Genomic DNA, 23,653 nt, shown 5'->3' on the forward strand with positions numbered 1-23,653 from the left:
TCATTCGCGCGCCCGGAGCACTTGGGCGGGCCGTGCGGCCAGGGGCCTCCAGGCAAAAGCCAGGCCAGCCAGCAGCGTGGCCAGCACGCCGCCTCCCACGATCCCGAGGGCGGACGGCCAGATGATGTCGAACCCGGTATCCATCACGAAATAGCTCACTGCCCAGCCGCCGCCGATCCCCGCGGCCAGCGCCACGAGGCCTGCCGCCGCGCCGAGAATTGCGGCGCGCAGCGCAAAGCTGCGCAGGATGCGGGCCCGGTTCGCGCCCAGGGTCTTGAGCACGGCCGCCTCATACGTGCGCGCGCCTTCGCCCGCCGCAGCCGCGCCGATCAAGACCAGAAAGCCCGTCAATAACGTAGCGGCCGCGCCATAGGATGTTGCCGCGGCCAGACCTGCGAGCAGGTCGGTCACCTGGTCGATCGCATCCCGAACCCGGATCGCTGTGATATTGGGAAATTGCCCGGCCAGATCGCGCAGGATCTGTGCCTCCGCCGCCTCTTCGGCGTAAACGGTCGAGATAAAGCTGTGCGGCGCGCCTGCAAGTGCTGCGGGGTTCATCGACATGATAAACCCGATACCGGCGGAGGAGAAATCGACCTCGCGCAGGGATGTGATCTCGGCCGTGATATCGCGGCCCAGGATGTTGACCGTCAGCGTGTCGCCGACGCCGATGCCCATCTCCAGCGCCTCTTCGGCGGCGAAACTGATCTGTGGCGGGCCTTGGTCGCCCGGTTCCCACCACTGCCCAGCGGTCAGCCGGGTGTTGTCGGGCATCTCTTCGGAATAGGTGATGCCGCGATCGCCTTCGAGGACCCAGTGCCCGCCCGCCACCTCACGCGCGGGGCGGTCGTTGATTCGGGTGATGATGCCGCGCAGCATCGGCGCGCTTTCAACGCGCGAGACGGCGGGATCGTTTGTCAGCCGCTCGGTAAAGCCAGGCATCTGGTCGCGCTGGATGTCGACAAAGAAATACGACGGTGCGACCTCTGGCAGATCGCCGGAAATGGCGTTTCGGAGGTTGCCGTCGATTTGACCCACCGCTGCCAGAACCGAGAGGCCCAACCCCAGCGACAGCACGACCGAGGCGGCCCCCTCGCGCGGGCCGCTGATCGCGCCTAGCGCCCAGCGCAAGGCGGGGCGGCCCCGCGCGGCCCGGCCGGAGCGGCGGGCGAGGGCGCGGATCCCGATGGCCGAAACGGCCAGCAGGGCCAGCGACCCGGCGATCCCGCCAGCCGTCCAGAGCGTCAGCGTCATCGCCTCGCTGAACAGTCCCGCCAGCCCGATCAGCAGTGCCAGCCCCAGCGCTGTGACCAGCAGATAACGCAGAGGTGGCAGCAGTTTCGCGGTCGACAGCGCATCGCGGAACAGCGTGGCAGCGCGCACCTCTTCGGTGCGGGCCAATGGCCAGAGGGTAAAGATCAGCGCGGTCAAAAGGCCATAGATCGCGGCTTCCCACAGTGGGGCAGGATAAATCGCAAAGGCCGCCGGTATGGGCAGACGCGCCTCGATGATGGGTGACAGAAGGACCGGGATCACTGCCCCCAGGATCAGGCCAATTGTGATCCCGACCAAAGACAGCGCCCCGATTTGCAGGAAGTAGGTCTGAAAGATCGTGGCCCGATCCGCGCCCAGCGTGCGCAATGTGGCGATGACAGAGGTCTTGCGCGCAAGATAGGCCCGCACGGCCGCAGAGACACCGACACCGCCCACAGCCAGTCCTGACAGGCCGACAAGCACCAGAAATGCGCCCAGCCGGTCGACGAATTCCGAAATCCCCGGCGCCCCGTTGCGCGCATCCGACCAGCGCAGGCCGCTTTCCTCGAACCGGGTCCGTGCCTCGGCCGCGAGGGTAGCCAGATCCGCGCCCGGCGGCAGATCCAGGCGGTATTGTGTTGAAAAGAGCGTGCCCGGCTCCAAAAGCCCCGATTGCGCAAGCGCCTCGGTTCGTACGATGCTGCGCGGGCCCAGACCAAAGCCGCTGGCGCCGCTGTCAGGTTCGCGGACCAGGGCTGCCATCAGGATGAACTCTTGGGTGCCCAGGCGAAAGGTCTGCCCGATCTCCATGCCCAACCGGTCGATGAGGACCCGCTCAATCACGGCCCCTGGCAGGCCGTCTTCGCCCGCCAGTGCGGTGTCGAGCCGGATATCGGGCGACAGTCCGACCTCTCCGATCAGCGGATAGGCGTCATCGACGGACTTCACCTGTGTGAGCCCACGTTCGGGACCGTCGGGACTGTCGACCACCGCCATGGAGCGGAAATCGGTCACCTCCGAGACGGTGCGCGCGGTGTCGGCCATCCAGGCCCGCTCGGCCTCGGAGGCAAAGCGATAGGTGAACTCCATCTGCGCGTCGCCACCCAGAAGGGAGGCCCCCTCGCGGGCCAATCCTGCCTCGATTGAGGCGCGCACGGTGCCCACCGCAGCGATGGCGGCCACGCCCAGGGCGAGACAGGCCAGAAAGATGCGAAAGCCCGACAGACCGCCGCGCAGTTCCCGCCGGGCGAACCGGGCGGCGATGCGCAGGCTCATTCGGCGGCCTCTGGCATGGCGGTATCGTCGATCCGGCCATCGCGCAGGCGGATCACGCGGTTGCAGCGCGCGGCCAGAGCGCGCGAATGGGTCACCAGAACCAGGGTCGCGCCGTGCCTGTCCCGCAGATCAAAGAGCAGGTCCATGATCGCCGATCCGTTGGCCGCATCGAGGTTGCCGGTGGGTTCATCCGCCAGCAGGATGTCGGGGCGCGGCGCCGAAGCGCGCGCAAGCGCCACGCGCTGTTGCTCGCCGCCCGACATCTGGGTGGGATAGTGGCCCGCGCGGTGCGCCAGGCCAACGGCCTCCAGTTCGGCCTCGGCCCGCTCAAAGGCATCGGCGTGACCGGCCAATTCCAGCGGCGTCGCGACATTTTCCAAAGCGGTCATCGTCGGGATCAGGTGAAAGGACTGGAACACGACGCCCATATGATCGCGGCGAAACCGCGCCAGGGCATCCTCATCCATCGCCGTCAGATCGTGCCCCAGTGCGGTGATCGTGCCGCTCGTGGCCATCTCCAGCCCGCCCATCAGCATCAAGAGCGAGGATTTGCCAGAGCCGGACGGCCCGATGAGCCCCAGCGTGTCGCCGCGCGTCACATCCAGGGTGATGCGGTGGAGGATATCCACACGGCCCGCATTGCCATCCAGCGATAAAGAGGCATCTTTAAGGGAGAGTATAATTTCAGACATGGGTCCATATTTCGGGTCCGCGTTGCTGATGGATATGGAGCGTGACACGATATGCGCAAGGCGTGGGTTTTGATTGTTTTGCTGGTCTCGGCCGTCGCGGCCCGGGCAGAGGGTGTCACAATCGCCGCATTGGGTGACAGTCTGACCCAGGGATATGGGTTGGTGCAAGAGGACGGGTTCGTGCCGCAACTGCAACGCTGGCTGGACGCGCGGCAGGTGGATGTCACGTTGATCAACGCAGGTGTGTCGGGCGATACGACCGCAGGTGGCGCGGCCCGCGTGGCCTGGACACTGACGCCCGATGTCGATGCGATGATCGTGGCGCTGGGGGGCAATGACCTGTTGCGCGGGGTCGACCCGGAGACGAGCCGCGCCAACATCGAGGCGATCCTTCGCACTGCGCAGGCGCAAGGCGTCGAGGTATTATTGGTCGGGATCGAGGCCCCGAACAATTACGGACCTGACTACAAGGCCGCTTTCGACGCGATTTACCCGGAACTGTCCAAGGCTTATGGAACGCTATACCTGGCTAGCTTTTTTGTGGGCCTTGGCGAGGCCGCGGATAACCCGGCGATGTTGGGCGATGTGATGCAAAGCGATGGCATTCATCCCAATGCCGCGGGGGTGGCCCGGATCGTCGAAGGGATCGGACCCTCTGTTTTGGACTTGATCACGCGCACCGGGGAGGGGTGAATGCCCGGGCGGGTTTTTCTCACCGCGCCGATCGCGGAGCTGGCCGCGGCCTTGGGTGTTTCGCCCGCGCCGGTCGCGGATGAAGCGCCCCGCCAGAACATCGCACCCGGGCAGGAGGTTGTCGCGCTGACATCCGAAGGTCTAAGCCGCATGCGTTGGGGGATGATCCCGGTGGGTCGGGTCAACGCACGCGGTCGCCCGGTGATGGAGACGATCATCAACGCCCGCTCTGAAACGCTGTTCGATAAGTCGGCCTATGCCGGAACCGGACGCGCGGTGATGCCCGTTAACGGCTGGTACGAGTGGACCGGGGAGCGGCGGCGCAAAACGCCATGGCGCATCACGCCACAGGACGGTGGGTTCTTGTGGTTCGCCGCGATAACCGACATCTGGACGGCGCCGGGAGGGACGCGTCTGCATCAACTGGCGGCTGTGACCTGCGAGCCCAGTGCGGATGTGCGCGACATTCATCACCGCATGGCGGTCATTCTGGAAACGGTGCGCATCCCGCTCTGGCTCAGCGGATCACCGCAGGACGTGGCCGCGCTGATGCGGCCCTGGCCCGATGGATCACTGAGAGTTGAGGAGGCAACCAACGTGAACTGGGAGGACCCATAGGCCAATCATCGCCTGTCGCGTGGACATTTGTCGAAACGGACCCATCTCAAAGACGACACGACAAGAGGGGGAGACGACATGTCCCGGATGGAAGATCTCGACGCCGAGCTCAGGCTGCAACAGGACCAACAGCGTGCCCGTATCGCGGCCGAGGGTGGCATGACCGAGGATGATCTTTATATGCGAGGTGGCAAGCTGGCAGCGATGTTTTGCATCGGGTTCGCGTTCTTGCTGCCAAGCCTTCTGCTGTGGCGGGTGGTGTTCTGAGGCGGCGCGTCACAGAACAGTGACCTTGGTGCCGACGGGAACTCGGTCGTAAAGATCAATGACATGCGCGTTGAGCATCCGGATACAGCCGTTCGAGACAGAGCTTCCTATACTGTTGGGTTGCGTGGTGCCGTGGATGCGGAAATAGGTGTCGATCCCGTTCTGGTATAGATAGAGCGCCCGTGCGCCCAACGGGTTACCCGGTCCGCCGGGCATGATGTAGCTGTTGTCGATGAATTCGGTATAGCGGTGTGGCTCGCGTTCGATCATCTCAGTAGTGGGCCGCCATGTGGGCCATTCGTGTTTTCGGTCGATCGTGGCGCTTCCGGTGAATTCGAGGCCCGCGCGCCCCACGCCTACGCCATAGCGCAGCGCCTTGCGTGGCTCGGTCACCCAATAAAGGTAATAGGACCTCGGCAGTACAAGGATTTCACCGGGCAGAAACTCCTTTTTGATGCGCACCTCCTGTGGTGTCGGATCAAAGATGTAGTCTTCGGCCTCAACCAGATTGGGCAGGGCCAGCGCCGCCGATGCAGCGGCGCTTGTGGTCAGGAAATTGCGGCGGGACAGCATGGGGGAGCCTCACATGAAAGGGCGGTTTCGGCTCTCTATTCTTACCGAAACCGTGCGAAAATCAATGGTTGGCGCGCGCGGGCCAGAGGGCGGCGGCCACCAGTGCGGCGGCAAGGCCACAGGTCGCGATCCAGCCAAAGTACCACATCTGACCGGCCAGCGTGTCCTCGGCATAGGAGGCCGCAAAGCGCGTCTGTCCTGTGCGGGCGATGACACCAGCGGCAAGCATGGCAGCGCCGGTCCCCGCGATAGCGGTTACACGCGAGAGACCTATCCGATTCAGGATAGCGGCCAGGGCGAGGCCGGGGATCAGCCCGATAACAGTCACCGTTTGTGACCACCAGGGATGGGCGCCCAGCGATTGAGGCAGGTTGAACGCATAGGCCAAGGCGGCAAGAACGGCGGGGGCGAGCAGCGCGGGCAGGTATCTCATGGCTTGGAGGTGGCATGGCGCGAGCCATCGTGCGAGGGGTATCGCGTCAACGTGAAGCGCTGAAATGTAGCATATGCAAAAACGGCCCCAGCGGAGGGGGCCGTATGACATCACATCATCAAAGGCTCAGGCAAGCTCGATATTCACAGCGCTCTGGCGGCCATCGCGGCCTTCTTGCAGCTCATAGGTTACTTTTTGGTCATCGGCGAGCCCGGTCAGTCCAGATCTTTCGACTGCGCTGATATGCACGAAGACGTCCTTGCCGCCCTCTTCGGGGGCAATGAAGCCGTACCCTTTGGTGGTGTTAAACCATTTCACGGTGCCATTGGCCATGTCCGTGGTCTCCTTTAGGTTTTGCTGCCCGCAGGGTGCGACAGCCTGGCGTTGTTTGGTCTGAAATCGAAGACTGAACGCCGCGAGGGAGACAGGTCGAAGTCGTAAAACATAGCGATTATAGATATTGCGCTGAAATGTAACGATTTCAAGTCGTATGCGCGCCCAAGGCGAAGCCTTGCCCGCTCGCACACGTAAAACGGGCGCCGCAGGAATGTCCCGTCGGCGCCCGTTCGGGGTGTCTAAAGCTTACGCAAGAGCGATGTTTGTCGCACTTTCGCGGCCGTCGCGGCCTGCTTCGACGTCATATGTGACCTTCTGGTCGTCGGCGAGGCCGGTGAGGCCTGCGCGCTCGACGGCGCTGATGTGGACAAAGACGTCCTTGCCACCTGTTTCAGGTGCGATGAAGCCGAAGCCTTTGGTTGAGTTGAACCATTTCACGGTGCCATTGGCCATATCCGTGGTCTCCTGTGTTTTGCGTTGTCCGCGTGAGTGCGACAACCCGGCGTAGTCGGTCTGGATCGAAGACTGAAGCCGGTGGAAGGGAGACAGCGGGTCGATAAAGAATAACGGTAGCGCAGCAGCGTATGACAGGCTTGGGGAAATGCCGCAAGGAATTTTCAGTTAACGCTGCGTGCTCTGCGAAAGATCGCTCACGCTGGGTGGGGTGAAGCGGTTTTTGGCAAACAAACCTCGATCCGGGGGACGGGGATGCATCAGACCGGGTGATGCGCGGGGAAAGCCGGAACAGACCGGGCCGGATGTCCCGCGAGGCCGTTGAACTGTCTTACTTTTTGTTAAGAGGAATTTGCCATGCTCTCGGTCATGCCGAACTACAGACGACCCAAGCGCCGGGGCGGGGCGGTTTTCTTTAGCGTGTGCCTGGCGCAGCGTGGATCGACCGCGCTGCTGGATCATCTTGATGTGCTTAGGGAGGCAGTACGGGTAACGCAGCGAGACAGGCCGTTCGAGATCCTGGCCTTTGTCGTGTTGCCCGACCATCTGCATGCGGTATGGCGCCTGCCCGAAGACGATCCGAACTACTCGCAGCGCTGGGGCCGGATCAAGGCCCAGTTTTCGCGGGATGCTTGTAGGGCGGGACTTGTCCCGCCGCCCCCGGCTCTTTCCACACGTAGCGGGACAAGTCCCGCCCTACGAAAGGGTGAAACAGGTATCTGGCAGAGGCGGTTTTGGGAGCATCATTGCAGAGATCGCCGGGACTTGGACGCCCACATCCGGTATTGCTGGATGAACCCGGTCAAACACGGGCTTGCCCGGACGCCGACCGATTGGGTGCCCTCGTCCATCCACCGGGACATCAGGCGGGGACGTGTCGAGCCGGATTGGCGCGGTCCAGAGCCCGCAGGTGTGTTTGGAGAGGTTGCGTAGGGCGGGACTTGTCCCGCCCATATTCAGCGGTGTGGCGGGACAAGTCCCGCCCTACAGGATGTGGTACGCGTCCGCTCAGCAAATGACTAACGGACAAACTTCTTGTGTTTCAATCGTTTGGGTTCAACTGCGTCAGGTCCCAGCCGCCGTTTCTTGTCTTCTTCGTAATCCTCGAAGTTGCCCTCGAACCACTCCACATGAGCGTCTCCTTCAAACGCCAGGATATGCGTGCAGATGCGGTCCAGGAAGAACCGGTCGTGAGAGATCACCACAGCGCAGCCTGCGAAATCTACCAAAGCGTCTTCCAGTGCGCGCAGCGTCTCCACATCGAGATCGTTGGTCGGTTCGTCCAGCAGAAGCACATTGCCGCCCTCTTTCAGAAGACGCGCCATATGCACCCGGTTGCGTTCACCGCCCGAAAGCAGGTTCACCGGCTTTTGCTGATCGCCGCCCTTGAAGTTGAAGGCCGAGCAATAGGCGCGGGAGTTCATCTGCGCATCGCCCAGTTGAATGATCTCGGCGCCGCCGGAAATCGCCTCCCATACGGTCTCATTGTCCACAAGATCGTCGCGCGATTGATCGACATAGCTCAGCTGAACGGTGTCACCATACTCGATCGTACCACCATCGGGCGCCTCCTGCCCGGTCAGCATTTTGAACAGTGTCGACTTACCCGCGCCGTTGGGGCCAATGACGCCCACGATACCGCCGGGGGGCAGGGAAAACGACAGATCCTCGATCAAAAGCTTGTCGCCCATAGCCTTGGTCAGACCCTCTACTTCAATCACCTTGCCGCCCAGACGTTGGCCATTGGGGATCACGATCTGCGCGCGGTTGATCTTTTCACGCTCGGACTGGTTGGCCAGATCGTTATAGGCATTGATCCGGGCCTTTTGCTTGGCCTGCCGGGCCTTGGCGCCCTGGCGGATCCATTCCAGTTCGCGTTCCAGTGTTTTCTGGCGCGATTTGTCCTCGCGCGCTTCGTGTGCGAGGCGCTTGGCTTTTTGCTCCAGCCAGGCGGAATAGTTGCCTTCGTAGGGAATACCGCGGCCACGGTCGAGTTCCAGGATCCAGCCGGTGATATCATCCAGGAAGTACCGATCATGGGTGACAATCAGGATTGTCCCTTTGTAATCAATCAGATGTTGTTGCAGCCAGGCAATGGTTTCGGCATCCAGATGGTTGGTCGGCTCATCCAGAAGCAGCATTTCCGGCGCGTCGAGCAAAAGCTTGCAGAGCGCCACGCGGCGTTTTTCACCTCCCGACAAGCTGGTGACATCCGCATCGTCGGGCGGGCAGCGCAGCGCTTCCATCGCGACGTCGATCTGGGAATCCAGGTCCCACAGGTCTTGGCTGTCGATCTCGTCCTGCAAGGCGGCCATCTCATCCGCAGTTTCGTCGGAATAGTTCATGGCCAGCTCGTTGAACCGATCCAGCTTGGCCTTTTTCGCCGCGACACCCAGCATCACATTGTCGCGCACGCTGAGGGAGGCATCAAGCTCTGGCTCCTGAGGGAGGTAGCCGACACGCGCACCTTCCGCCACCCAGGCCTCGCCCGAGAAATCGGTATCGAGGCCCGCCATGATCTTCATCAGGGTGGACTTACCGGCGCCATTCACGCCGACAACGCCGATCTTCACGCCTGGAAGGAAGTTCAGGTGAATGTTTTCAAAGGTTTTCTTGCCACCGGGATAGGTCTTTGAGACGCCTTGCATGTGGTAGACATATTGATAGGCGGCCATGTGTGTGCTCCGTTCGCGCATGTGTCTGGGTTGGCGGATAGATAGCGATAGGTGGCGGGCGGGGCAATGGAGGCTGCGCATGTCATTTGCGCAGCGACTGTGCGTTTGACAACCGCACGGGCATGCGGCTTAGAGGCGGGATGAGAATGGGGTGTCCAACGGCACGGACCGGTCAGGTGATCGGGCTACTGGGCGGGTCTTTTGACCCTGCCCATGACGGGCATGCGCATATCACGCGCGAGGCGTTAAAGCGGTTCGGATTGGATGCGGTCTGGTGGCTGGTCAGCCCGGGCAATCCGCTGAAAGAACGCGGTCCCGCACCCCTCAAGGTGCGGATGGCGCGGGCGCGGGCGGTGATGCAGCATCCGCGCGTATGCGTGACCGATATCGAGGCGCGGCTGGGCACACGGTACACCGCACAGACTTTGCAGGCACTTGCGCATCGCTATTGCGGGGTACGGTTCGTGTGGCTGATGGGTGCCGACAATCTTGCGCAGCTCCATCTCTGGCAGGACTGGCGCGCAATTGTCGAGCAGGTGCCCATCGGTGTCGTGGCGCGCCCCGGCGATCGGATTTCAGCGCGCATGAGCCCTGCGGCGCGGCTCTACCGCCGCTATCGGATCAGTGGCCGTGCGGCACAGCTTTTGGGGCGCGCCCAGGCACCGGCATGGTCCTTTGTGAATGTGCCGATGCGCCCGCATTCTTCGACCGCGATCCGGGATCGGGGTGGTTGGAACCGGCCTAAGCATCAAAGTTCTCCTGAGAACACTTGCTAAATCCGGCAACGCAGTGCTTGTCTGACACATTCAGCTGCGCTTAACTCCTCTCATGAAGTCACGTATCTCACGACGTTTGTTCTTGGGCGGTCTGGCCCTGGCCGGGCTTGCGGGACCGGCGCTGGCCAATCCGCCGCAGGTTTCGCTGCGCCCGCAGGCGCGGATTGCCGGGGTCGCAAAAAGGGCGCTCGGTGGCGTCGAGCGGCTTGTGGCCGATGCGGGGCTGAGCGGTCGGGTCAGTTTTGCGGTGGCGGATGTGCACAGTGGCACCCTGCTGGAAGGGTTCGCGGCGCGGGTGGCGCAGCCGCCCGCCAGTGTGAGCAAAGCAGTGACAGCCCTTTATGCTCTTGAGACATTGGGGGCCGAGCATCGGTTCCAGACCCGATTGCTGGCCGACGGCCCGGTTGAGAACGGCGTGCTGCGCGGCGATCTCTATCTGGTGGGCGGCGGTGATCCGACACTGGACACGGATGGTCTGGCGGAGTTGGCTGCGGGGTTGAAAGAGGCCGGTGTGCGTGAAGTACGCGGGGCGTTTCGGATCTATGATGCTGGCCTGCCCCAGATCCGCAGCATTGATCCCGAACAACCCGACCATGTGGGGTATAGCCCTTCGGTCTCAGGCATCGCGTTGAACTACAACCGCGTCTATTTTGAATGGAAGCGGGCCGGCAGCAGCTATGCGTTGAGCATGGATGCGCGCACGGAGAGATACCGACCCGAGGTGCAGGCCGCGCGGATCGCGATCGCGGATCGCCAAGTGCCGGTCTATACCTATCGCGACCGCGATGGAATCGACCATTGGACGGTTGCGCGTGGCGCGCTGGGCAATGGCGGGGGGCGCTGGCTGCCAGTGCGTCGGCCCGGGCTTTATGCGGGCGATGTGTTCCGTACCTTGGCGCGGTCGCATGGTGTCACGCTGAAATCCGCGAAACTGGCGCCCCGGCTGCCGGGTGGCACTGTTCTGGCACAGGTCAACAGCCCGCCCTTGCGGGTGGTTCTCAAGGGCATGCTGCGCTGGTCCAACAACCTGACGGCCGAGATGGTGGGGTTGGCCGCGACCAAGGCCCGTGGCGGGACGCCAAACAGCCTGAGGGCCTCGGCCCGCGCAATGAGTGATTGGGCCAAGACGCGGTTCGAGATGAGCACGATCAGCCTGGTGGACCATTCCGGCCTGGGCGGTGCGTCCCGTATGAGCGCGCAGGACCTGGTGCAGGCGCTGGTTCAGGTGAGTGAACGCGATGTGTTGCGCCCGATCCTAAAACCGATCGCGATGCGCGATGAGCGCGGGCGTGTTGTGCGTGAGCATCCGATCAAGGTGAATGCCAAAACCGGCACGCTGAATTTCGTCTCGGGCCTGGGCGGGTTCATGACGGCCTCTGACGGGACGGAACTGGCCTTTGCCATTTTCGCCGCCGATACCGATATCCGCGCCCGGATCCAGCGGCAAGACCGGGAACGCCCTCCCGGTGCGCGCACCTGGAATGGCAAGGCAAAGAGGCTCCAGCAAAAGCTGATCGACCGCTGGGGCACGCTTTACGGCAGTTGAGCGGCGGCGTGCCTTTTGGCGAGGCTCTGCCTCGCGCTCCGGGGATATTTGGAGCCAGAAGAAGCCGTAGATGGCGCCTTTCCGGCTTAGGTCAGGTGTCTGGCCCGCGCGCCGCGTTCGATCCCTGCGGCATGCAGGCGGTCGATCTCGAGCTCATAGCGGATCTCTTCTAGAAGGCGCAGTTCGGGCTCCTGAAGGGTGCCATCGGCGGCGGCCACATCGCAGGCCAGCGCATAGGCGGTCTCGAACAGCCGTTCGGGCAGGTTTTCGCGTACCAGACCAAAGAGCGCGTCAAGCCCGTCTTCCTGTTCAAAAAGATCGAAGACGGTCTGTGACAGCCAGCCGATCCGGTCGATGTCATAGTTTGCGAAGACCGGCAGCATGTTGACCGAGGACTGGATCTTGACCAACTCGGCAGTTCGGACGTTCTCGTCCGAGACAGAGACGGCGATCATGACCGCGACAAGGCAATCTTGGGCGCTGAGGGCGAGTGAGCTGGTATTGGGCACGGGCGTGCGTCCTTGTGGTTGGGGTGATGTTGCGGTGCAGAATATTGACGCCAACGGTGGCGCACAATAGGTAAGCGCGATTGCCGCGCATCTGCGGCAGTTTGAGGAGATGGAGACCGATATGTCGGAGATGCGGGACGCAGCGTTAGCATCCAAAGCCTGGCCCTTTGAAGAGGCGCGCCGGGTCCTCAAACGCTATGAAAACGGGCCGCCGGAGAAGGGCTATGTGTTGTTTTCCACCGGTTACGGTCCGTCGGGCCTGCCCCATATCGGAACCTTTGGCGAGGTTTTGCGCACGACGATGGTGCGCAGGGCATTTGAGCAAATATCAGAGATTCCCACCAAGCTGATCTGTTTCTCGGACGATTTGGACGGGATGCGCAAGGTGCCCGGCAATGTGCCGCAGCAGGAAATGATGGCGCAGTATCTGCATATGCCGCTGACCGATGTGCCGGATCCTTTTGGTACGCATGACAGTTTTGGCCATCACAACAATGCCATGCTGCGCCGGTTTTTGGACACGTTCGGGTTCGACTATGAGTTTTATTCCGCGCGCGAGTTCTATCGCAGCGGCCAGTTCGACGTGATCCTGCGCCGCGCGGCGGAGCGGTATGACGAGGTGATGGCGGTGATGCTGAAATCGCTGCGCGAGGAGCGACGCCAGACCTATTCGATTTTCCTGCCGATCCATCCCGAAACAGGCCGTGTTCTTTATGTGCCCATGAAGCATGTGGATGGGGTTGCGGGCACCGTCACCTTCGATGACGAGCAGGGCCGGGAATGGACCCTGCCGGTGACTGGCGGGCATGTGAAGCTTCAGTGGAAGCCGGATTTCGGTGCGCGCTGGGCTGCCCTTGGGGTGGATTTCGAGATGTATGGCAAGGAGCATGCCACCAACACGGCGATCTATGACCGGATCTGTGAAATCTTGGGTGGGCGCAAGCCCGAGCATTTCAGCTATGAGCTGTTTTTGGACGAGACGGGCCAAAAGATCTCCAAATCCTCGGGCAACGGCATCTCGATCGATGAGTGGCTGAGCTATGCTGCGACCGAGAGCCTGTCCTATTTCATGTATCAAAAACCGAAAACGGCCAAGCGGTTGTTTTTCGATGTGATCCCCAAGGCGGTGGATGAGTATCATCAGCAACTGCGCGCGTATCCCAGTCAGGAGGTAAAGGCGCGGTTGAACAATCCTGTCTGGCACATCCACGCAGGTGAGGTGCCCGAAAGCAGGATGGTCGTGCCATTTGCGATGCTGCTCAATCTTGCCAGTGTTGCCGGAGCCGAGGACAAGGACACACTTTGGGGATTTATCCAGCGCTATGCGCCCGAAGCCAGTCCGCAGACGAACCCGGATATGGATCAGGCGGCAGGCTTTGCGGTTCGATACTACAATGACTTTGTTAAACCGACCAAGACTTACCGCGCACCCGATGAGACCGAGCGGGCGGCATTGGAGGCGCTGCGTGATGCGCTTGTGACCTATGATGGTCCGATCGACGACGAGGCACTGCAATCGCTGGTCTATGGGGTTGGGCGGGACCGGTTCGATCCTTTGCGCGGCTGGTTTACGGCTCTTTATGAGGTTCTGCTGGGCGCGAGCCAAGGACCGCGCTTTGGCGGCTTCATCGCGCTCTACGGCGTGGCCGAGACCGTGGCACTGATCGACAAGGCGCTGGCGGGCGATCTGCTGCATTGATCCGGAAACCCTAAGCTCTATCCTTCTATGCTAGGATACGGAGGGCGCAGGATGCTGAGGGTTGTCTTTGTTCTATTGTTGGCTGTTGGTCATTGGGGGGCTGATACTCACGCGGCTCGGGCTCAGAATGCCGACATAGAGGCGACCATCACGGCGCAGATCGACGCATTTCGCGCCGATGATCTTGCGCAGGCTTTCACCTATGCCAGCCCCAGCATTCAGGGACTATTTGAGACACCGGAAAACTTTGGCCGGATGGTGCAAGGTGGCTATCCAATGGTGTGGCGGCCGGGCAAGATACGGTATCTGGAATTGGAGGAGCGGAGCGGGGTTCTATTCCAGAAGGTCGAGATTACCGATGCCGCGGGTGTCGTGCATGTGCTGGAATACCAGATGATCGAGATGAAAGGCGCCTGGCGGATCAATGGGGTGCGCCTCTTGGCCAATCCGCCTGCCACCGCGTGATGGTGCAATGGAGCATCTTTAAGAATGGAGCCTGCGCCGCATTCTATTCTATTTGTGCGCGGCCGCACGGGCCTTGGGACGCTGTCCCAAACCCTGGGAATATTTAGAGCCAGAAGAAGCGAGAGATCCGCTCATAGCTTCTTCTGGCTCTAAATATTCCCGGGGGAGGCCGAAGGCCGGGGGCAGAGCCCCCTTCTGTCGGCTGGGCCGAGAGGACCGTCACGGTGGTCTCAGCCCCGCTTAACCCATTATTGATACCTCTTCCCTCGGCCCTGGCACGTTGTCCGGGCCATCAGGTTTGGGCTGGAACCCGGATCTGTCGCGCTCATGACGGCGGGCAGGGCGGTGTGGAAAGGGAATTCGATGAACAAGGCGATCACCGATGGCGTGCTGTTTATGCCGCCTGCGTTTTCTGAGGGGTTGGGTGTGTGGTCCAGCGGCGATGGGGTGCCAGGATCGGACACCTATGCCGGTGATCCGAATGCGGCCTTCGTACCTGCGGATGCCGATTTCGGCGGCGCTCTGGAGATCTTGAAGACCGACAGCACTCAAAAGCTGCGCTACATGGGCGAGACACCGATGCTGCCGGGGTGTTATCTGCGGGTCACCGCTCGCATCAAGGCGATCAGCGGGGCGCTGCCGGCTGTACGTATCGCGGCCTGGGCGGGGCGGGCTGGCGGTTCGAACGTGCCGGGTGTGGTGCAGGTGGGCCCGCCCACTCAGCTCAGCTCGTATGGCCAGGTGGTTGAAGTCAGCGCCATTGTCGGTGTCGGCAACCGTTCCGGCGTGGATATGGTCTGGGGGGCGAGCGCGCTTTACGGTCATTTCGGTTTGGATCTGACGGGACCCAATGGTGGTGTCGTACGTATCGACGACATCGAGATCGAGGATATCACCGGCGCCTTTCTGCGCACTTTAATGAACTGGGTCGATGTGCGCGACTACGGAGCAGTCGGGAACGGGTCAACCGATGACAGTGCCGCGTTCGAGGCCGCAGATGCCGCGGCCAATGGCAGACGGGTGTTGGTCTCGGCTGGGACGTACCGGCTCAACAGCGATGTAACAATCGACAGCCGCGTAACATTCGAGGGCACGGTCACGATGCCCGCAGATCGCATGCTGGTTCTGACCAAGGAGTTCGACCTGCCGACCTATATCGATGCTTTTGGGGATGAGGAACTGGCCTTCAAAAAGGCGTTTCAGGCGCTCTTGAACAATTCGGACCACGAATCGCTCGACATGGGCGGCCGGAACGTGCGTGTGACCGAACCCATTGACATGCAGGCGGCTGTGCCAAATCGGAGCAGTTTTGCCACGCGTCGCGTCATCCGCAACGGTCAGTTCGAGGCCGTTGGCGATACCGCATGGGAGACCGATGTCGTCACCTCCCAGGGAACCTATGACCCGTCCAATTCCCGCACGATCACAAATGTGACCAACGTGGCCAATATACAGATCGGATCGTTGGTCGAAGGCAATGGGGTCGGGCGTGAGGTTTATGTGCGCTCCAAGAACAATGCCCAGCAGACGGTGACGCTGAACGTGCCGCTCTTCGACGCGGCGGGTACGCAGAATTATGCCTTTCGCCGGTTCAGATACCTTTTGGATTTCAGCGGGTTCAGCCAGTTGTCGAAATTCGTGCTGGAGGATGTGGAACTGCAATGCCGCGAACGGGCCAGCGGTATCCTCTTGGCGCCTTCGGGTTTGATCTTTCATGTCAAGGACTGCTTTGTATCGCGGGCAAAGGATCGCTGTATCACGTCGCACGGCGAAGGCTGCCAGGGTATGCTCATTGATCGATGCCAGTTTCTGTCGGCCGAGGATGCCTTGGATGTGCCGGACAGGGTGTCGATCGTGTTGAACGCAGCCTCAAACGATCTGAAGATCCGCAACAACCGGGCGACCAAGTTCAAGCATTTTCTGGTGCTGGGCGGGAGCAATAACCTGATTATTGGCAATCATTTCTTTCAGGGCGATACGGTGGCCAATGGCGTCCGCTCTCCGGGGATTATCATCACCGGCTCGTATTGCAGTACGATCATCAATTCGAACTATATCGACAACAGCTTCATCGAATGGACCAATGAGTACGACCCAACACCGGATTTCACCGGCGGCTTTTCCTTTTCGGCCCTCACGATCAGCGACAATATCTTTCTGGTCAGCGGTGTGGCGCGGTGGTTCAGCTTTATCGTGGTCAAGCCGCATGGGGCGGGTCACTTTCTCAATGGCGTGGCAATCAAGGGCAACAAATTCCGCGCCGTGCAGGCCACAATCGACCGGGCCGAGCGTGTGGATACCTCGTTTTCGGATCTTGATCGCAGCCGGTTCAAGGATGTGGAGTTCACTGGAAATTCCTTTAATCAGGTAACGGCTCAGGTGGCCAACCCGCTGCGGGTGTCGCACAATCAAAGCACGGCCTCAGATGTCTGGACAGTTGCCACCGGTGGTGATCTGCCGTTTGAAGGTTGGCTAAAGGAGGTCGATTCCGTCATCGTGATCGGGAACCTGCGCAACGAGAGCAACGTGATCGAGTGGGACTATCCCAATGTCTTTCCCCAAGCGGGGTCGAACAACGATCAGGTCGAACTGCGTTGGCGCCGGGACTTCCGAGGCGAAGTCAATCTGAGCGTGCGCATCGATAGCTGACCCACTCAGGCAAGGCCCAAATCCTGGGCTGTCAGGTCAAAGGCCTTGCCGAACCCGCCATTCAGAAATCCCGAAGAAATGGTGAAGCGGGCAAACCGGAAATCCGCAAACCCGATATAGAGCCGGGACTTAGGGTGTTTTTCGAGCCAGTTTCGTTGCATCCCATCATGATCCGGTGTGTCGCGTGCCACGATCCTCGCCGTGCCTTGCAAGGTCAGGCGGGGATGGGTCAGCGGATCGCCTTTCGTCCCGGGTTCCCCGACCAAGAGCGAGCAGCGTGGATCCCGCAGGAGCGCCCTGGTATGCGTCGAAAGGTCCGAAATCAGTGTGATCGGTGCGCCGCCTGGCCCTTGTCCGAACGCAATCCGCGACGTCAACGGCGCCCCGTCGTGATCCAGCACGGCAAGGGCGCAGAAGCGCGCCTGGGCCATCAGGCGCCGGGCCAGGTCGCGGGCGGCATCGTCGGTCGGTCGAATGGGGCTGGGCATGGGAACTTTGGTACGCGACCCTCCCGCACGCCGCAAGCGTCAGAAACTGCGCCAGATCCCGGCCCGCACACCATAGCTGCGGGTGCCTGCATGTTTGTTTTCCAGACCGATAATCAGGTGTTGCGCATTCCGCATCTTCCAGGCGAGAGAGACCCGTACTCCGATGCTGGGATCGGTCCCTCGGCGATGGCTCGTCTCGACCTCAAGGAAGGATTTGAGCCTTGGGCCCAGGTTCAGGCCAAAGGTGGCATCCAGCTTCATCACGGGGTTGGGCAATACCTGGTGATCTTCGAGCTTTGTGGTCACGGTCCACCATCCGGGGCGCCACAGGTTCACCCCGCGGCCCACTGAAAACCCCAGCGAGATCATTGGGCCCCATTGGCCCTGGCTGCGCGACGCGCCCGCCCCGAGCGTGAACGCCATCTTGAAAGGGCGGTCCTGCGCGACCAAAGGCCAGCGCGCAAAAGCATAGAGGTGGCTGTAGCCGCCCGAACTGTCCATCGTATCCACGCCAAGCGTGAGGCGGGACCTCAGCCCGTATTCCATGTAGAACCCACCCTCACTGTCGATTTGCAACCGCTGTGGGTCATAACGATAACTGCTGGTGACCGAGGTAAAGATCCGTCCCGGTTCGCGGGCCCAGGGACCGGCATCAACCAACCGGGGCAGGGCGACGATCGCAAGCAGGCACAAAAGAACGCAGCGCATGTCATGACAGATCGTTCATCTTGGTTAAGAAGTTCTTTATCCTGTCGGCCTGCGATCATTTCGTTACTGACATGTCAGGCGAAAGGCTGATATGCTGCGGTGCAGCGAAGGGGGCCTGAAATGGGACATGTGATCGCAATCGCCCAGCAGAAGGGCGGGTCGGGAAAAACCACGCTGGCCGTCAACCTGGCTGTTGGATTTGCGCAGGCAGGCAAACGCGTGGCCTTGGTCGATACTGATCCCCAAGGCAGTGCCGGGCGGTGGTTCATGACCCGGTTGGACGAGCGTACAGAGCCCGGATTGGCATTTTCCACCTCCTCGGCCTGGGGGGTGACATATGAGTGCCGAAACCTCGCTGAGACGCACGACATCGTCATCATCGACACACCGCCCAAGGCCGATAGCGACCTGCGTCCGGCGCTGCGGGCTGCGGATCTGGTGTTGATCCCGGTTGCGACCTCGCATTTGGATCTCTGGGCGGTGGAAGTTGTCCTCTATCTCGCAGAGCGGGAGGATAAACCGGCGCTGATCGTGATGACGCGCAACCGGGCCGGGACGCGGTTGGCCGCGGATGTGGCCACCAAGGCGGCCGAGACGTCTGCGGATGTCGCCAAGGCTCCGCTTGCCAATCGCGTTGTCTATGCCGAAACGCTGGGCCAGGGCCGTACAGCGCTCGAGGCCCCCAAAGGGCCCGCTCACGGTGAAGTGCTGGCCCTGATGGCGGAGATCGAAGGGAAGCTGGCAAATCTGTAAGCGGTTCAGGCCGTCAGATTGCATGCAGTGAACGTCATCGGACACGGGTGGCGATCAGCGGGCATCGGTCCGACCGGTTCGTGCCGGGGGCGACAGTACCGGGTCGCTGTCTGATCGGGCTTGCCCTGTTATGGGGCGGCTCTACGTCTGGTTGATGCGAAACATACCGCCAATCTGGACAAAGGACGCATCGGATGAATGGGTTACCTAATAGACTGCGATCTGGGATGGCCGATGTCGGCTGACGGAAACGCCTCGCTGGCGCGCGAAGATGTGCAGGACTATCCCCGCCCCCCCCGTCTGGAGGTGACGCCGCAGATTCTGCGCGTGGAATTGGACGGGCACTTGGTCGCCGAGACGCGGAGAGGGTTGCGCGCGCTCGAAACCTATCACCCGCCTACCTATTATTTCCCCGCAGAGGATGTCCTGGCCGAGCTCATACCCGCCCACGGGAGTACTTTTTGTGAATGGAAAGGCGTCGCGCGTTACTTTGACGTGCATATAAAAGGCGCGCAGGCGGATGTCGGGGCCTGGAGTTATGACAAACCCAGTTCCACCTTTGCGCCCTTGGAGGGATATGTGTCCTTTTACGCTGGCCGGATGAGCGCGTGTTTTGTGGGCAGCATCCGCGTCATTCCGCAGCCCGGCGCGTTTTACGGCGGTTGGGTGACCCCCAATCTGACCGGCGCGATCAAAGGCGCGGCGGGAACACGACACTGGTAGGAGCCGATTCCCGCGGCCGGAATTCGGTGAGTGTGTTCAGCGGCGCGCAGAACCGTGTCGACATCGTGTCCTTGCCGTGCCGAATTTTGGAACCTGCCCAGATTTTGCCGCATCATGATAATGTTACGTTGCGGAGCGATGGCCGGGTCAGGCCTGAAAACCGGGTCGAGCCTGAGGAGATCGTCCCGCTTCACAGGGTCAACGTAAGAAATTCTTCATATATATCAATTTGCTATCGAGTGATCAGGCGGTTCGGTCAAGCTCTGCGCGGCATTCTGTCTCATGCCGACGCGGATTATATCCAATCCCGACAGTACCATAGAGTTTTGCGCGTCGCGGCCGCGTCTTCGGCTCTGTCAAATCTCATCAAAAACCTGCAAAAAGCGACTCGAGTGCCATAGTTATGCCTGATTTTGTTGTTTTATTTGGAAAACATTCGGAGGGTCGCCGAGACGACGTGGCGCTCTTTGAGCTTGACCGATCATAATCAGTGTTTGTGTGCCCATGACCTTTAAAGATTCCCAACCTATCTCTTCCACGCTCGCGCGTCTTTCTGTAAGATCTTGTAATGCGCGTTCTGTTTTGTCTGTCCTTCCCAAGATCAGTATGAAAGGCGGCGGGAAAAATATCCTGTTCTGGCGTGCCCAAGCGGGTGAGGGCGCCAACGCACAACCCAACGACGCCGACCGGCTGCAGGCAGTGCGCGCATGGGTTGACGAGATTGACCATGACTTCCATCAGCTTCTTGACCGGGTGCGGAGTATCGCGGACCAAAAGGACAGTGCTGCGCAACGTCTGATGCGGGAGGCCTATGCGGCGCTGCGGGATCTACAGGCGGCGCTCGAGCGGGCGGAAATCCGTCTTGCCGCCCTGCAATCGGGCTGGGTCGATAACCGTGACCGGCTCCTGGCGGGTTGGCGCATGACCGAAAATGAGATTTTGTCCGTCGATGCGGGTGCTTTGCGCAGCGATCTTGAGGCCCTCTTTCAGGCCGTCAGACGCCAGCAGGTGTCCATCGCGGCGATGTTGATCGAGTTCGACTAGATTTCAGGAAATAGACAAATGCCAGGCGCGCCTCAGGTGCTGCCCGCCTGGCGCGGGTTCGCGACCGCGTCTGGAGCATCTCGACGCAAACCTGGATCATCGACCACCGCCTGACGTCCAACGTTTCCACCGCAAAGGACGCTGCGCGACGTCTCAGGCCAAGGCCGAGAGGTGATGGCTCTTTCCCGATGCGTTCTGTCCGGGACGCAACGGGGGCGGGCATCCGGTTGCCTCGTCGGCCGCTTTCCGGGTTAAGACACGAGGCGGCGGTGTCCTTCGTCCTATGCCAGCGACAGGGCGCGGCGGTCTATGTTCAGACCGATTTGACCGGGCGATCCCGGATTTCAGACGCCGACTTCGGCCGCGCACGCCTCAAAGGCCTGGACTGGCCCCGCGGCGCCGGTCAATGAGACCTGAACGCTCTGACCGCCGATCAATGCGGTGGCCGTATCATTGCGGCTCAGCCCGTCCAATACATTTCCGAACCCGTGATCGGTCACGGTCAGCGATTTGCCGGTTTCGTCCAATTGATGACGATTGGTTGTGATTGTCAGGCCGGATGCGCCGTCAAAACGGATGGCAAAGAGATCTGCTTCAGGCCAGGGTATGGCGCGCGAGACCGTGATCGAAAACAGCGGCCGGGTGGGATCATGGGTCAGCCTTACCGCGACGCCGCTCTCCTCATGTGTCAAGAGACAGGGCAATCCAGGTGTGAACTCCCAAGCGGAGGCGGGCGTCGCGATGATCAAAAAGGCAAGAGCCAGGCGCATGATCGGGACATAGTGCGCATCTTTGCCGGGTGAAGGTCGCGCCACGCTTGCCGGAGACCGCAGCCTCGTGAGAGAAAGGAACCCATTGGTGGTCAGCCCACGTTTTTGGCGTCAGGAGAGAGCAGTGAGTGACACGATCAAGGAGGATCTCAGCGCGTTGCGCGAGGAGTTGGCGCGGCTGAACAACCACCGCTTCATTCGCCTGCATGACCGGCCGCTGCGTCTTTTGGCCTTCAATTTCGCGCGGGGTCTGGCCTTTGGTCTGGGCACGGTGATGGGGGCGTCACTGTTGTTGTCGGTGGTGGTTTGGACGCTGTCCCAGATCGATTTTCTTCCGGTGATCGGCCATTGGGCGTCGCAGATCGTGCAGCAGATCGAACAGGCACGGTAACGCCAGCGCCAGCATGGCTTGTCGGGGGGCGGTGGCATCCCTATCTCTTGGACGTAATGCAGTGAGGGAGATGCGCCGATGAAATGTCCGATTGACGGAACGGGTCTTGTTATGACCGACCGGAACGGGGTCGAGATTGACTATTGCCCGCAATGCCGCGGCGTCTGGCTGGATCGCGGAGAATTGGACAAGATCATCGAACGCAGCGGCGCTCAGGCCGCTCCGCCGCCGCCACCACAATCGCGCGACCAGGACCGCGACCGAGGCTATGACGACCGAGGGCGTGATCGCGGCTATGACGATCGGCCGCGCCGGAAAAAGCGCGGCGGGTTTCTGGACGAACTTTTTGATTTTTAAACGGGTGGCGGGACAAGTCCCGCCCTACGGCGCACCGTTTTTGTGCTAGGCTTTCTTCAAAAGGAGGAGCCAGATGCCAAATATTGATCCAGCCACCCCATGCCAGACCGTCATAACCACGTTTGAATGCTCGCCGGGAACCTGCGCGGACCTTATGGAAAGGCTGCAAAGCGCCTATAGCGACTTCATCTCGCACAGGTCTGGATTTTTGTCAGCCGCGTTGCATGTGAACGACGCCCAGACCCGGATCGCCAATTACTCCCAATGGCGCCGCCGCGAGGATTTTCAGGACATGCTGCGCTCGGATGAGATGCGCAAACGGAACCGCGAGATTGCGGGCCTGTGTACGCGGTTTGAGCCTGTGATGTATGAGGTCGTTGGGGTATTTTGAGGGGTGAGTGGCGTTGCGTATCCGCTCAGGGGGCGTCTTTCAGGTGAGGGGCCCCTGGGTCTGTTGAGATTGAGGCTTCACAAATTGTCTGAGTTCTTATTCGACCTGCCAAATGGGAGGTTCGGATAAACAAGAGCAGGTTTATCATCACAGATCGGCAGTGGGCAAGTGTTGAGCCAGATTGCGTGGGGCCCAAGACGCATCCCGGGCGCACTGGCGGGGACGCGCGGTTGTTCCTGCAGCGGGGCTTTGTTGCACAAATCCCGTTAAAGCGTTTCCAGTTTATGTAGGATCATACCCCGCCTCGCAAAAGTAGTTCCAGCATTCCTGAGGTGTGTAGAGATCACAGATTTCGCTGAGGGCTTTGAACAGCCCGGTGAATGATCGCGCTCCCATGCGCCTCAGGTGGGCTTTGAGTTTTGAGAACGCCATTTGCATGGGGTTCAGGTCTGGGCTGTAGGGCGGCAGGAACAGAAACCAGCAGCCATGAGCGCGCAGGAGCGCCTCGGCTTGTTTGTTGCGATGGGTGGCCAGGGTGTCGAGGACGACGGCGGTACCGGGTTCGATCTCGGGTATCGGCACGTCGCGGATGTAAGCGACAAAGGCTGGACCGTCCATTGCCCCCTTGATGACCCAGGGTGCGACCAGATCGGATGGACCCAAGCCAGCAATCAGGGTCTGGGTGCCCCAGGATCCAAAAGGGGCGGATGCTGTCAGCCTTGTGCCGCGCAGGGAGGTCAGATTGGTTTTGACCGATGTTTCGTCAATGAACACAACACGTCCAGGCATTGCGCTGATCGCAGGGATACGATGTGCAAACCAATCAGCTCGGGCACGCTTTATCCTTGCGCGAACTGGCCGGTGCGCTGGCGGATGCGACCGGCGTTCAGGCGCCCCCCGATGCAATTGGCCGGTTCCTGCGCAAGGTTGGCTTCACGTACAAAAAAAGACGCTGGTCGCGACGGAGCGACGCCGCGCACAAGGTAAGAAAGCAACGCACGACCTGGGGCAAGCATCGCCTGCCTTCCGCCGGGGCCCAGCCCCCGGGGGTTGCTTACATTCCCCCCCCGGGCATTTGGCGCAGATAACTCGCAGCGACTGAGCCAAAAACCCCG

Annotated in this window: 27 protein-coding genes; 15 read left to right on the top strand and 12 right to left on the bottom strand. The window is 61.1% G+C overall.

Going from position 1 to position 23,653, the window contains the following annotated elements; translation table 11 throughout:
* Together HEP69_RS15590 and HEP69_RS15595 are read right to left on the bottom strand one after the other, a co-directional pair.
* Window positions 1–2,529: an FtsX-like permease family protein gene (locus tag HEP69_RS15590; RefSeq protein WP_290559445.1), complete on the bottom strand. Its 2,529-nt coding sequence runs from the start codon at window positions 2,527–2,529 to the stop codon at window positions 1–3.
* Entirely contained in the window at window positions 2,526–3,221 is a 696-nt protein-coding gene (locus HEP69_RS15595) for an ATP-binding cassette domain-containing protein (protein WP_290559446.1), read from the bottom strand. The genes HEP69_RS15590 and HEP69_RS15595 overlap by 4 nt, the downstream gene beginning before the upstream one ends.
* 51 nt (window positions 3,222–3,272) lie before the next feature.
* Here HEP69_RS15595 and HEP69_RS15600 point away from each other — a divergent pair, with 51 nt between their 5' ends.
* The 3 genes from HEP69_RS15600 to HEP69_RS15610 all read left to right on the top strand — a co-directional run bounded on the left by HEP69_RS15600 (window position 3,273) and on the right by HEP69_RS15610 (window position 4,799).
* Window positions 3,273–3,914, top strand: coding sequence for an arylesterase (locus HEP69_RS15600; RefSeq protein ID WP_290559447.1), 642 nt, complete (start codon window positions 3,273–3,275; stop codon window positions 3,912–3,914).
* Window positions 3,915–4,532, top strand: coding sequence for an SOS response-associated peptidase (locus HEP69_RS15605; protein WP_290559448.1), 618 nt, complete (start codon window positions 3,915–3,917; stop codon window positions 4,530–4,532).
* A gap of 78 nt (window positions 4,533–4,610) precedes the next feature.
* On the top strand, window positions 4,611–4,799 hold the full coding sequence (locus tag HEP69_RS15610; RefSeq protein WP_290559449.1) for a hypothetical protein: 189 nt from the start codon (window positions 4,611–4,613) through the stop codon (window positions 4,797–4,799).
* A 9-nt stretch (window positions 4,800–4,808) separates the two neighbouring features.
* On the opposite strand, the gene HEP69_RS15615 is transcribed toward HEP69_RS15610, so the two are convergent.
* The 4 genes from HEP69_RS15615 to HEP69_RS15630 form a co-directional block, all read right to left on the bottom strand.
* Window positions 4,809–5,372 carry a L,D-transpeptidase gene (locus tag HEP69_RS15615; RefSeq protein WP_290559450.1) on the bottom strand — a complete coding sequence of 188 codons (564 nt, stop codon included), beginning with the start codon at window positions 5,370–5,372 and terminating at the stop codon, window positions 4,809–4,811.
* Window positions 5,373–5,433: 61 nt separating this feature from the next.
* Window positions 5,434–5,805, bottom strand: a complete 372-nt coding sequence (locus HEP69_RS15620) for a hypothetical protein (RefSeq protein ID WP_290559451.1) — start codon at window positions 5,803–5,805, stop codon at window positions 5,434–5,436.
* 126 nt (window positions 5,806–5,931) lie between these two features.
* Entirely contained in the window at window positions 5,932–6,138 is a 207-nt protein-coding gene (locus HEP69_RS15625; RefSeq protein ID WP_290559452.1) for a cold-shock protein, read from the bottom strand.
* A 249-nt stretch (window positions 6,139–6,387) separates the two neighbouring features.
* Window positions 6,388–6,594: a cold-shock protein gene (locus tag HEP69_RS15630; RefSeq protein WP_290559453.1), complete on the bottom strand. Its 207-nt coding sequence runs from the start codon at window positions 6,592–6,594 to the stop codon at window positions 6,388–6,390.
* A gap of 357 nt (window positions 6,595–6,951) precedes the next feature.
* Between HEP69_RS15630 and HEP69_RS15635 the strand changes: the two genes are divergently transcribed.
* Complete coding sequence (locus HEP69_RS15635; protein WP_290559454.1) at window positions 6,952–7,527, top strand: transposase; 576 nt, start codon at window positions 6,952–6,954, stop codon at window positions 7,525–7,527.
* Window positions 7,528–7,613: 86 nt separating this feature from the next.
* On the opposite strand, the gene ettA is transcribed toward HEP69_RS15635, so the two are convergent.
* Complete coding sequence (gene ettA, locus HEP69_RS15640) at window positions 7,614–9,269, bottom strand: energy-dependent translational throttle protein EttA (protein ID WP_290559455.1); 1,656 nt, start codon at window positions 9,267–9,269, stop codon at window positions 7,614–7,616.
* Between the two features lie 140 nt (window positions 9,270–9,409).
* Here ettA and HEP69_RS15645 point away from each other — a divergent pair, with 140 nt between their 5' ends.
* Both HEP69_RS15645 and dacB read left to right on the top strand, forming a co-directional pair.
* Window positions 9,410–10,045 (top strand): nicotinate-nucleotide adenylyltransferase, encoded by a 636-nt coding sequence (locus tag HEP69_RS15645; protein WP_290559456.1) that lies wholly within the window; start codon window positions 9,410–9,412, stop codon window positions 10,043–10,045.
* A gap of 52 nt (window positions 10,046–10,097) precedes the next feature.
* Complete coding sequence (gene dacB / locus HEP69_RS15650) at window positions 10,098–11,591, top strand: D-alanyl-D-alanine carboxypeptidase/D-alanyl-D-alanine-endopeptidase (protein ID WP_290559457.1); 1,494 nt, start codon at window positions 10,098–10,100, stop codon at window positions 11,589–11,591.
* An 86-nt stretch (window positions 11,592–11,677) separates the two neighbouring features.
* Here the strand turns inward: dacB and HEP69_RS15655 are convergent, their stop codons facing one another.
* Window positions 11,678–12,046, bottom strand: a complete 369-nt coding sequence (locus HEP69_RS15655; protein WP_290559475.1) for a tellurite resistance TerB family protein — start codon at window positions 12,044–12,046, stop codon at window positions 11,678–11,680.
* Window positions 12,047–12,221: 175 nt separating this feature from the next.
* Here HEP69_RS15655 and HEP69_RS15660 point away from each other — a divergent pair, with 175 nt between their 5' ends.
* From HEP69_RS15660 to HEP69_RS15670, 3 genes are all read left to right on the top strand, one after another.
* Window positions 12,222–13,799: a lysine--tRNA ligase gene (locus HEP69_RS15660; protein ID WP_290559458.1), complete on the top strand. Its 1,578-nt coding sequence runs from the start codon at window positions 12,222–12,224 to the stop codon at window positions 13,797–13,799.
* Between the two features lie 51 nt (window positions 13,800–13,850).
* Complete coding sequence (locus HEP69_RS15665; protein ID WP_290559459.1) at window positions 13,851–14,264, top strand: DUF4864 domain-containing protein; 414 nt, start codon at window positions 13,851–13,853, stop codon at window positions 14,262–14,264.
* 363 nt (window positions 14,265–14,627) lie between these two features.
* A complete protein-coding gene (locus tag HEP69_RS15670) occupies window positions 14,628–16,913 on the top strand; it encodes a glycosyl hydrolase family 28-related protein (protein WP_290559460.1) in 2,286 nt (761 codons plus the stop codon).
* 5 nt (window positions 16,914–16,918) lie between these two features.
* Here HEP69_RS15670 and HEP69_RS15675 read toward each other — a convergent pair whose 3' ends face one another.
* Together HEP69_RS15675 and HEP69_RS15680 are read right to left on the bottom strand one after the other, a co-directional pair.
* Window positions 16,919–17,401 carry a pyridoxamine 5'-phosphate oxidase family protein gene (locus HEP69_RS15675; RefSeq protein ID WP_290559461.1) on the bottom strand — a complete coding sequence of 161 codons (483 nt, stop codon included), beginning with the start codon at window positions 17,399–17,401 and terminating at the stop codon, window positions 16,919–16,921.
* 39 nt (window positions 17,402–17,440) lie between these two features.
* Entirely contained in the window at window positions 17,441–18,109 is a 669-nt protein-coding gene (locus tag HEP69_RS15680) for a hypothetical protein (protein ID WP_290559462.1), read from the bottom strand.
* Between the two features lie 120 nt (window positions 18,110–18,229).
* On the opposite strand from HEP69_RS15680, the gene parA reads away from it, so the two are divergent.
* The 3 genes from parA to HEP69_RS15695 all read left to right on the top strand — a co-directional run bounded on the left by parA (window position 18,230) and on the right by HEP69_RS15695 (window position 20,629).
* Window positions 18,230–18,862 (top strand): ParA family partition ATPase, encoded by a 633-nt coding sequence (parA, locus tag HEP69_RS15685; RefSeq protein ID WP_290559463.1) that lies wholly within the window; start codon window positions 18,230–18,232, stop codon window positions 18,860–18,862.
* A 198-nt stretch (window positions 18,863–19,060) separates the two neighbouring features.
* Window positions 19,061–19,585 (top strand): DUF427 domain-containing protein, encoded by a 525-nt coding sequence (locus HEP69_RS15690; RefSeq protein ID WP_290559464.1) that lies wholly within the window; start codon window positions 19,061–19,063, stop codon window positions 19,583–19,585.
* 498 nt (window positions 19,586–20,083) lie between these two features.
* Window positions 20,084–20,629 carry a hypothetical protein gene (locus tag HEP69_RS15695; RefSeq protein WP_290559465.1) on the top strand — a complete coding sequence of 182 codons (546 nt, stop codon included), beginning with the start codon at window positions 20,084–20,086 and terminating at the stop codon, window positions 20,627–20,629.
* Window positions 20,630–20,973: 344 nt separating this feature from the next.
* On the opposite strand, the gene HEP69_RS15700 is transcribed toward HEP69_RS15695, so the two are convergent.
* Entirely contained in the window at window positions 20,974–21,399 is a 426-nt protein-coding gene (locus HEP69_RS15700) for a hypothetical protein (RefSeq protein ID WP_290559466.1), read from the bottom strand.
* A gap of 124 nt (window positions 21,400–21,523) precedes the next feature.
* Here HEP69_RS15700 and HEP69_RS15705 point away from each other — a divergent pair, with 124 nt between their 5' ends.
* From HEP69_RS15705 to HEP69_RS15715, 3 genes are all read left to right on the top strand, one after another.
* A complete protein-coding gene (locus HEP69_RS15705) occupies window positions 21,524–21,790 on the top strand; it encodes a DUF5665 domain-containing protein (protein WP_290559467.1) in 267 nt (88 codons plus the stop codon).
* A 78-nt stretch (window positions 21,791–21,868) separates the two neighbouring features.
* The gene (locus tag HEP69_RS15710) at window positions 21,869–22,147 is read left to right on the top strand and encodes a zf-TFIIB domain-containing protein (protein ID WP_290559468.1); all 279 of its coding nucleotides are present in this window, start codon (window positions 21,869–21,871) and stop codon (window positions 22,145–22,147) included.
* A gap of 73 nt (window positions 22,148–22,220) precedes the next feature.
* Window positions 22,221–22,538: an antibiotic biosynthesis monooxygenase gene (locus HEP69_RS15715; RefSeq protein ID WP_290559469.1), complete on the top strand. Its 318-nt coding sequence runs from the start codon at window positions 22,221–22,223 to the stop codon at window positions 22,536–22,538.
* Window positions 22,539–22,820: 282 nt separating this feature from the next.
* Here the strand turns inward: HEP69_RS15715 and HEP69_RS15720 are convergent, their stop codons facing one another.
* A complete protein-coding gene (locus HEP69_RS15720) occupies window positions 22,821–23,327 on the bottom strand; it encodes a transposase (protein ID WP_290559470.1) in 507 nt (168 codons plus the stop codon).
* Window positions 23,328–23,653 lie beyond the last annotated feature (326 nt).

The sequence above is a fragment of the Aestuariivita sp. genome (assembly GCF_021404545.1).
GTDB lineage: Bacteria > Pseudomonadota > Alphaproteobacteria > Rhodobacterales > Rhodobacteraceae > Aestuariivita.

Coding starts and splice junctions, on each gene's coding strand:
- HEP69_RS15590 (WP_290559445.1), bottom strand. CDS start 2,529: ATGAGCCTGCGCATCGCCGCCCGGTTCGCCCGGCGGGAACTGCGCGGC.
- HEP69_RS15595 (WP_290559446.1), bottom strand. CDS start 3,221: ATGTCTGAAATTATACTCTCCCTTAAAGATGCCTCTTTATCGCTGGAT.
- HEP69_RS15600 (WP_290559447.1), top strand. CDS start 3,273: ATGCGCAAGGCGTGGGTTTTGATTGTTTTGCTGGTCTCGGCCGTCGCG.
- HEP69_RS15605 (WP_290559448.1), top strand. CDS start 3,915: ATGCCCGGGCGGGTTTTTCTCACCGCGCCGATCGCGGAGCTGGCCGCG.
- HEP69_RS15610 (WP_290559449.1), top strand. CDS start 4,611: ATGTCCCGGATGGAAGATCTCGACGCCGAGCTCAGGCTGCAACAGGAC.
- HEP69_RS15615 (WP_290559450.1), bottom strand. CDS start 5,372: ATGCTGTCCCGCCGCAATTTCCTGACCACAAGCGCCGCTGCATCGGCG.
- HEP69_RS15620 (WP_290559451.1), bottom strand. CDS start 5,805: ATGAGATACCTGCCCGCGCTGCTCGCCCCCGCCGTTCTTGCCGCCTTG.
- HEP69_RS15625 (WP_290559452.1), bottom strand. CDS start 6,138: ATGGCCAATGGCACCGTGAAATGGTTTAACACCACCAAAGGGTACGGC.
- HEP69_RS15630 (WP_290559453.1), bottom strand. CDS start 6,594: ATGGCCAATGGCACCGTGAAATGGTTCAACTCAACCAAAGGCTTCGGC.
- HEP69_RS15635 (WP_290559454.1), top strand. CDS start 6,952: ATGCTCTCGGTCATGCCGAACTACAGACGACCCAAGCGCCGGGGCGGG.
- ettA (WP_290559455.1), bottom strand. CDS start 9,269: ATGGCCGCCTATCAATATGTCTACCACATGCAAGGCGTCTCAAAGACC.
- HEP69_RS15645 (WP_290559456.1), top strand. CDS start 9,410: ATGAGAATGGGGTGTCCAACGGCACGGACCGGTCAGGTGATCGGGCTA.
- dacB (WP_290559457.1), top strand. CDS start 10,098: ATGAAGTCACGTATCTCACGACGTTTGTTCTTGGGCGGTCTGGCCCTG.
- HEP69_RS15655 (WP_290559475.1), bottom strand. CDS start 12,046: ATGATCGCCGTCTCTGTCTCGGACGAGAACGTCCGAACTGCCGAGTTG.
- HEP69_RS15660 (WP_290559458.1), top strand. CDS start 12,222: ATGTCGGAGATGCGGGACGCAGCGTTAGCATCCAAAGCCTGGCCCTTT.
- HEP69_RS15665 (WP_290559459.1), top strand. CDS start 13,851: ATGCTGAGGGTTGTCTTTGTTCTATTGTTGGCTGTTGGTCATTGGGGG.
- HEP69_RS15670 (WP_290559460.1), top strand. CDS start 14,628: ATGAACAAGGCGATCACCGATGGCGTGCTGTTTATGCCGCCTGCGTTT.
- HEP69_RS15675 (WP_290559461.1), bottom strand. CDS start 17,401: ATGCCCAGCCCCATTCGACCGACCGACGATGCCGCCCGCGACCTGGCC.
- HEP69_RS15680 (WP_290559462.1), bottom strand. CDS start 18,109: ATGCGCTGCGTTCTTTTGTGCCTGCTTGCGATCGTCGCCCTGCCCCGG.
- parA (WP_290559463.1), top strand. CDS start 18,230: ATGGGACATGTGATCGCAATCGCCCAGCAGAAGGGCGGGTCGGGAAAA.
- HEP69_RS15690 (WP_290559464.1), top strand. CDS start 19,061: ATGGGTTACCTAATAGACTGCGATCTGGGATGGCCGATGTCGGCTGAC.
- HEP69_RS15700 (WP_290559466.1), bottom strand. CDS start 21,399: ATGCGCCTGGCTCTTGCCTTTTTGATCATCGCGACGCCCGCCTCCGCT.
- HEP69_RS15710 (WP_290559468.1), top strand. CDS start 21,869: ATGAAATGTCCGATTGACGGAACGGGTCTTGTTATGACCGACCGGAAC.
- HEP69_RS15715 (WP_290559469.1), top strand. CDS start 22,221: ATGCCAAATATTGATCCAGCCACCCCATGCCAGACCGTCATAACCACG.
- HEP69_RS15720 (WP_290559470.1), bottom strand. CDS start 23,327: ATGCCTGGACGTGTTGTGTTCATTGACGAAACATCGGTCAAAACCAAT.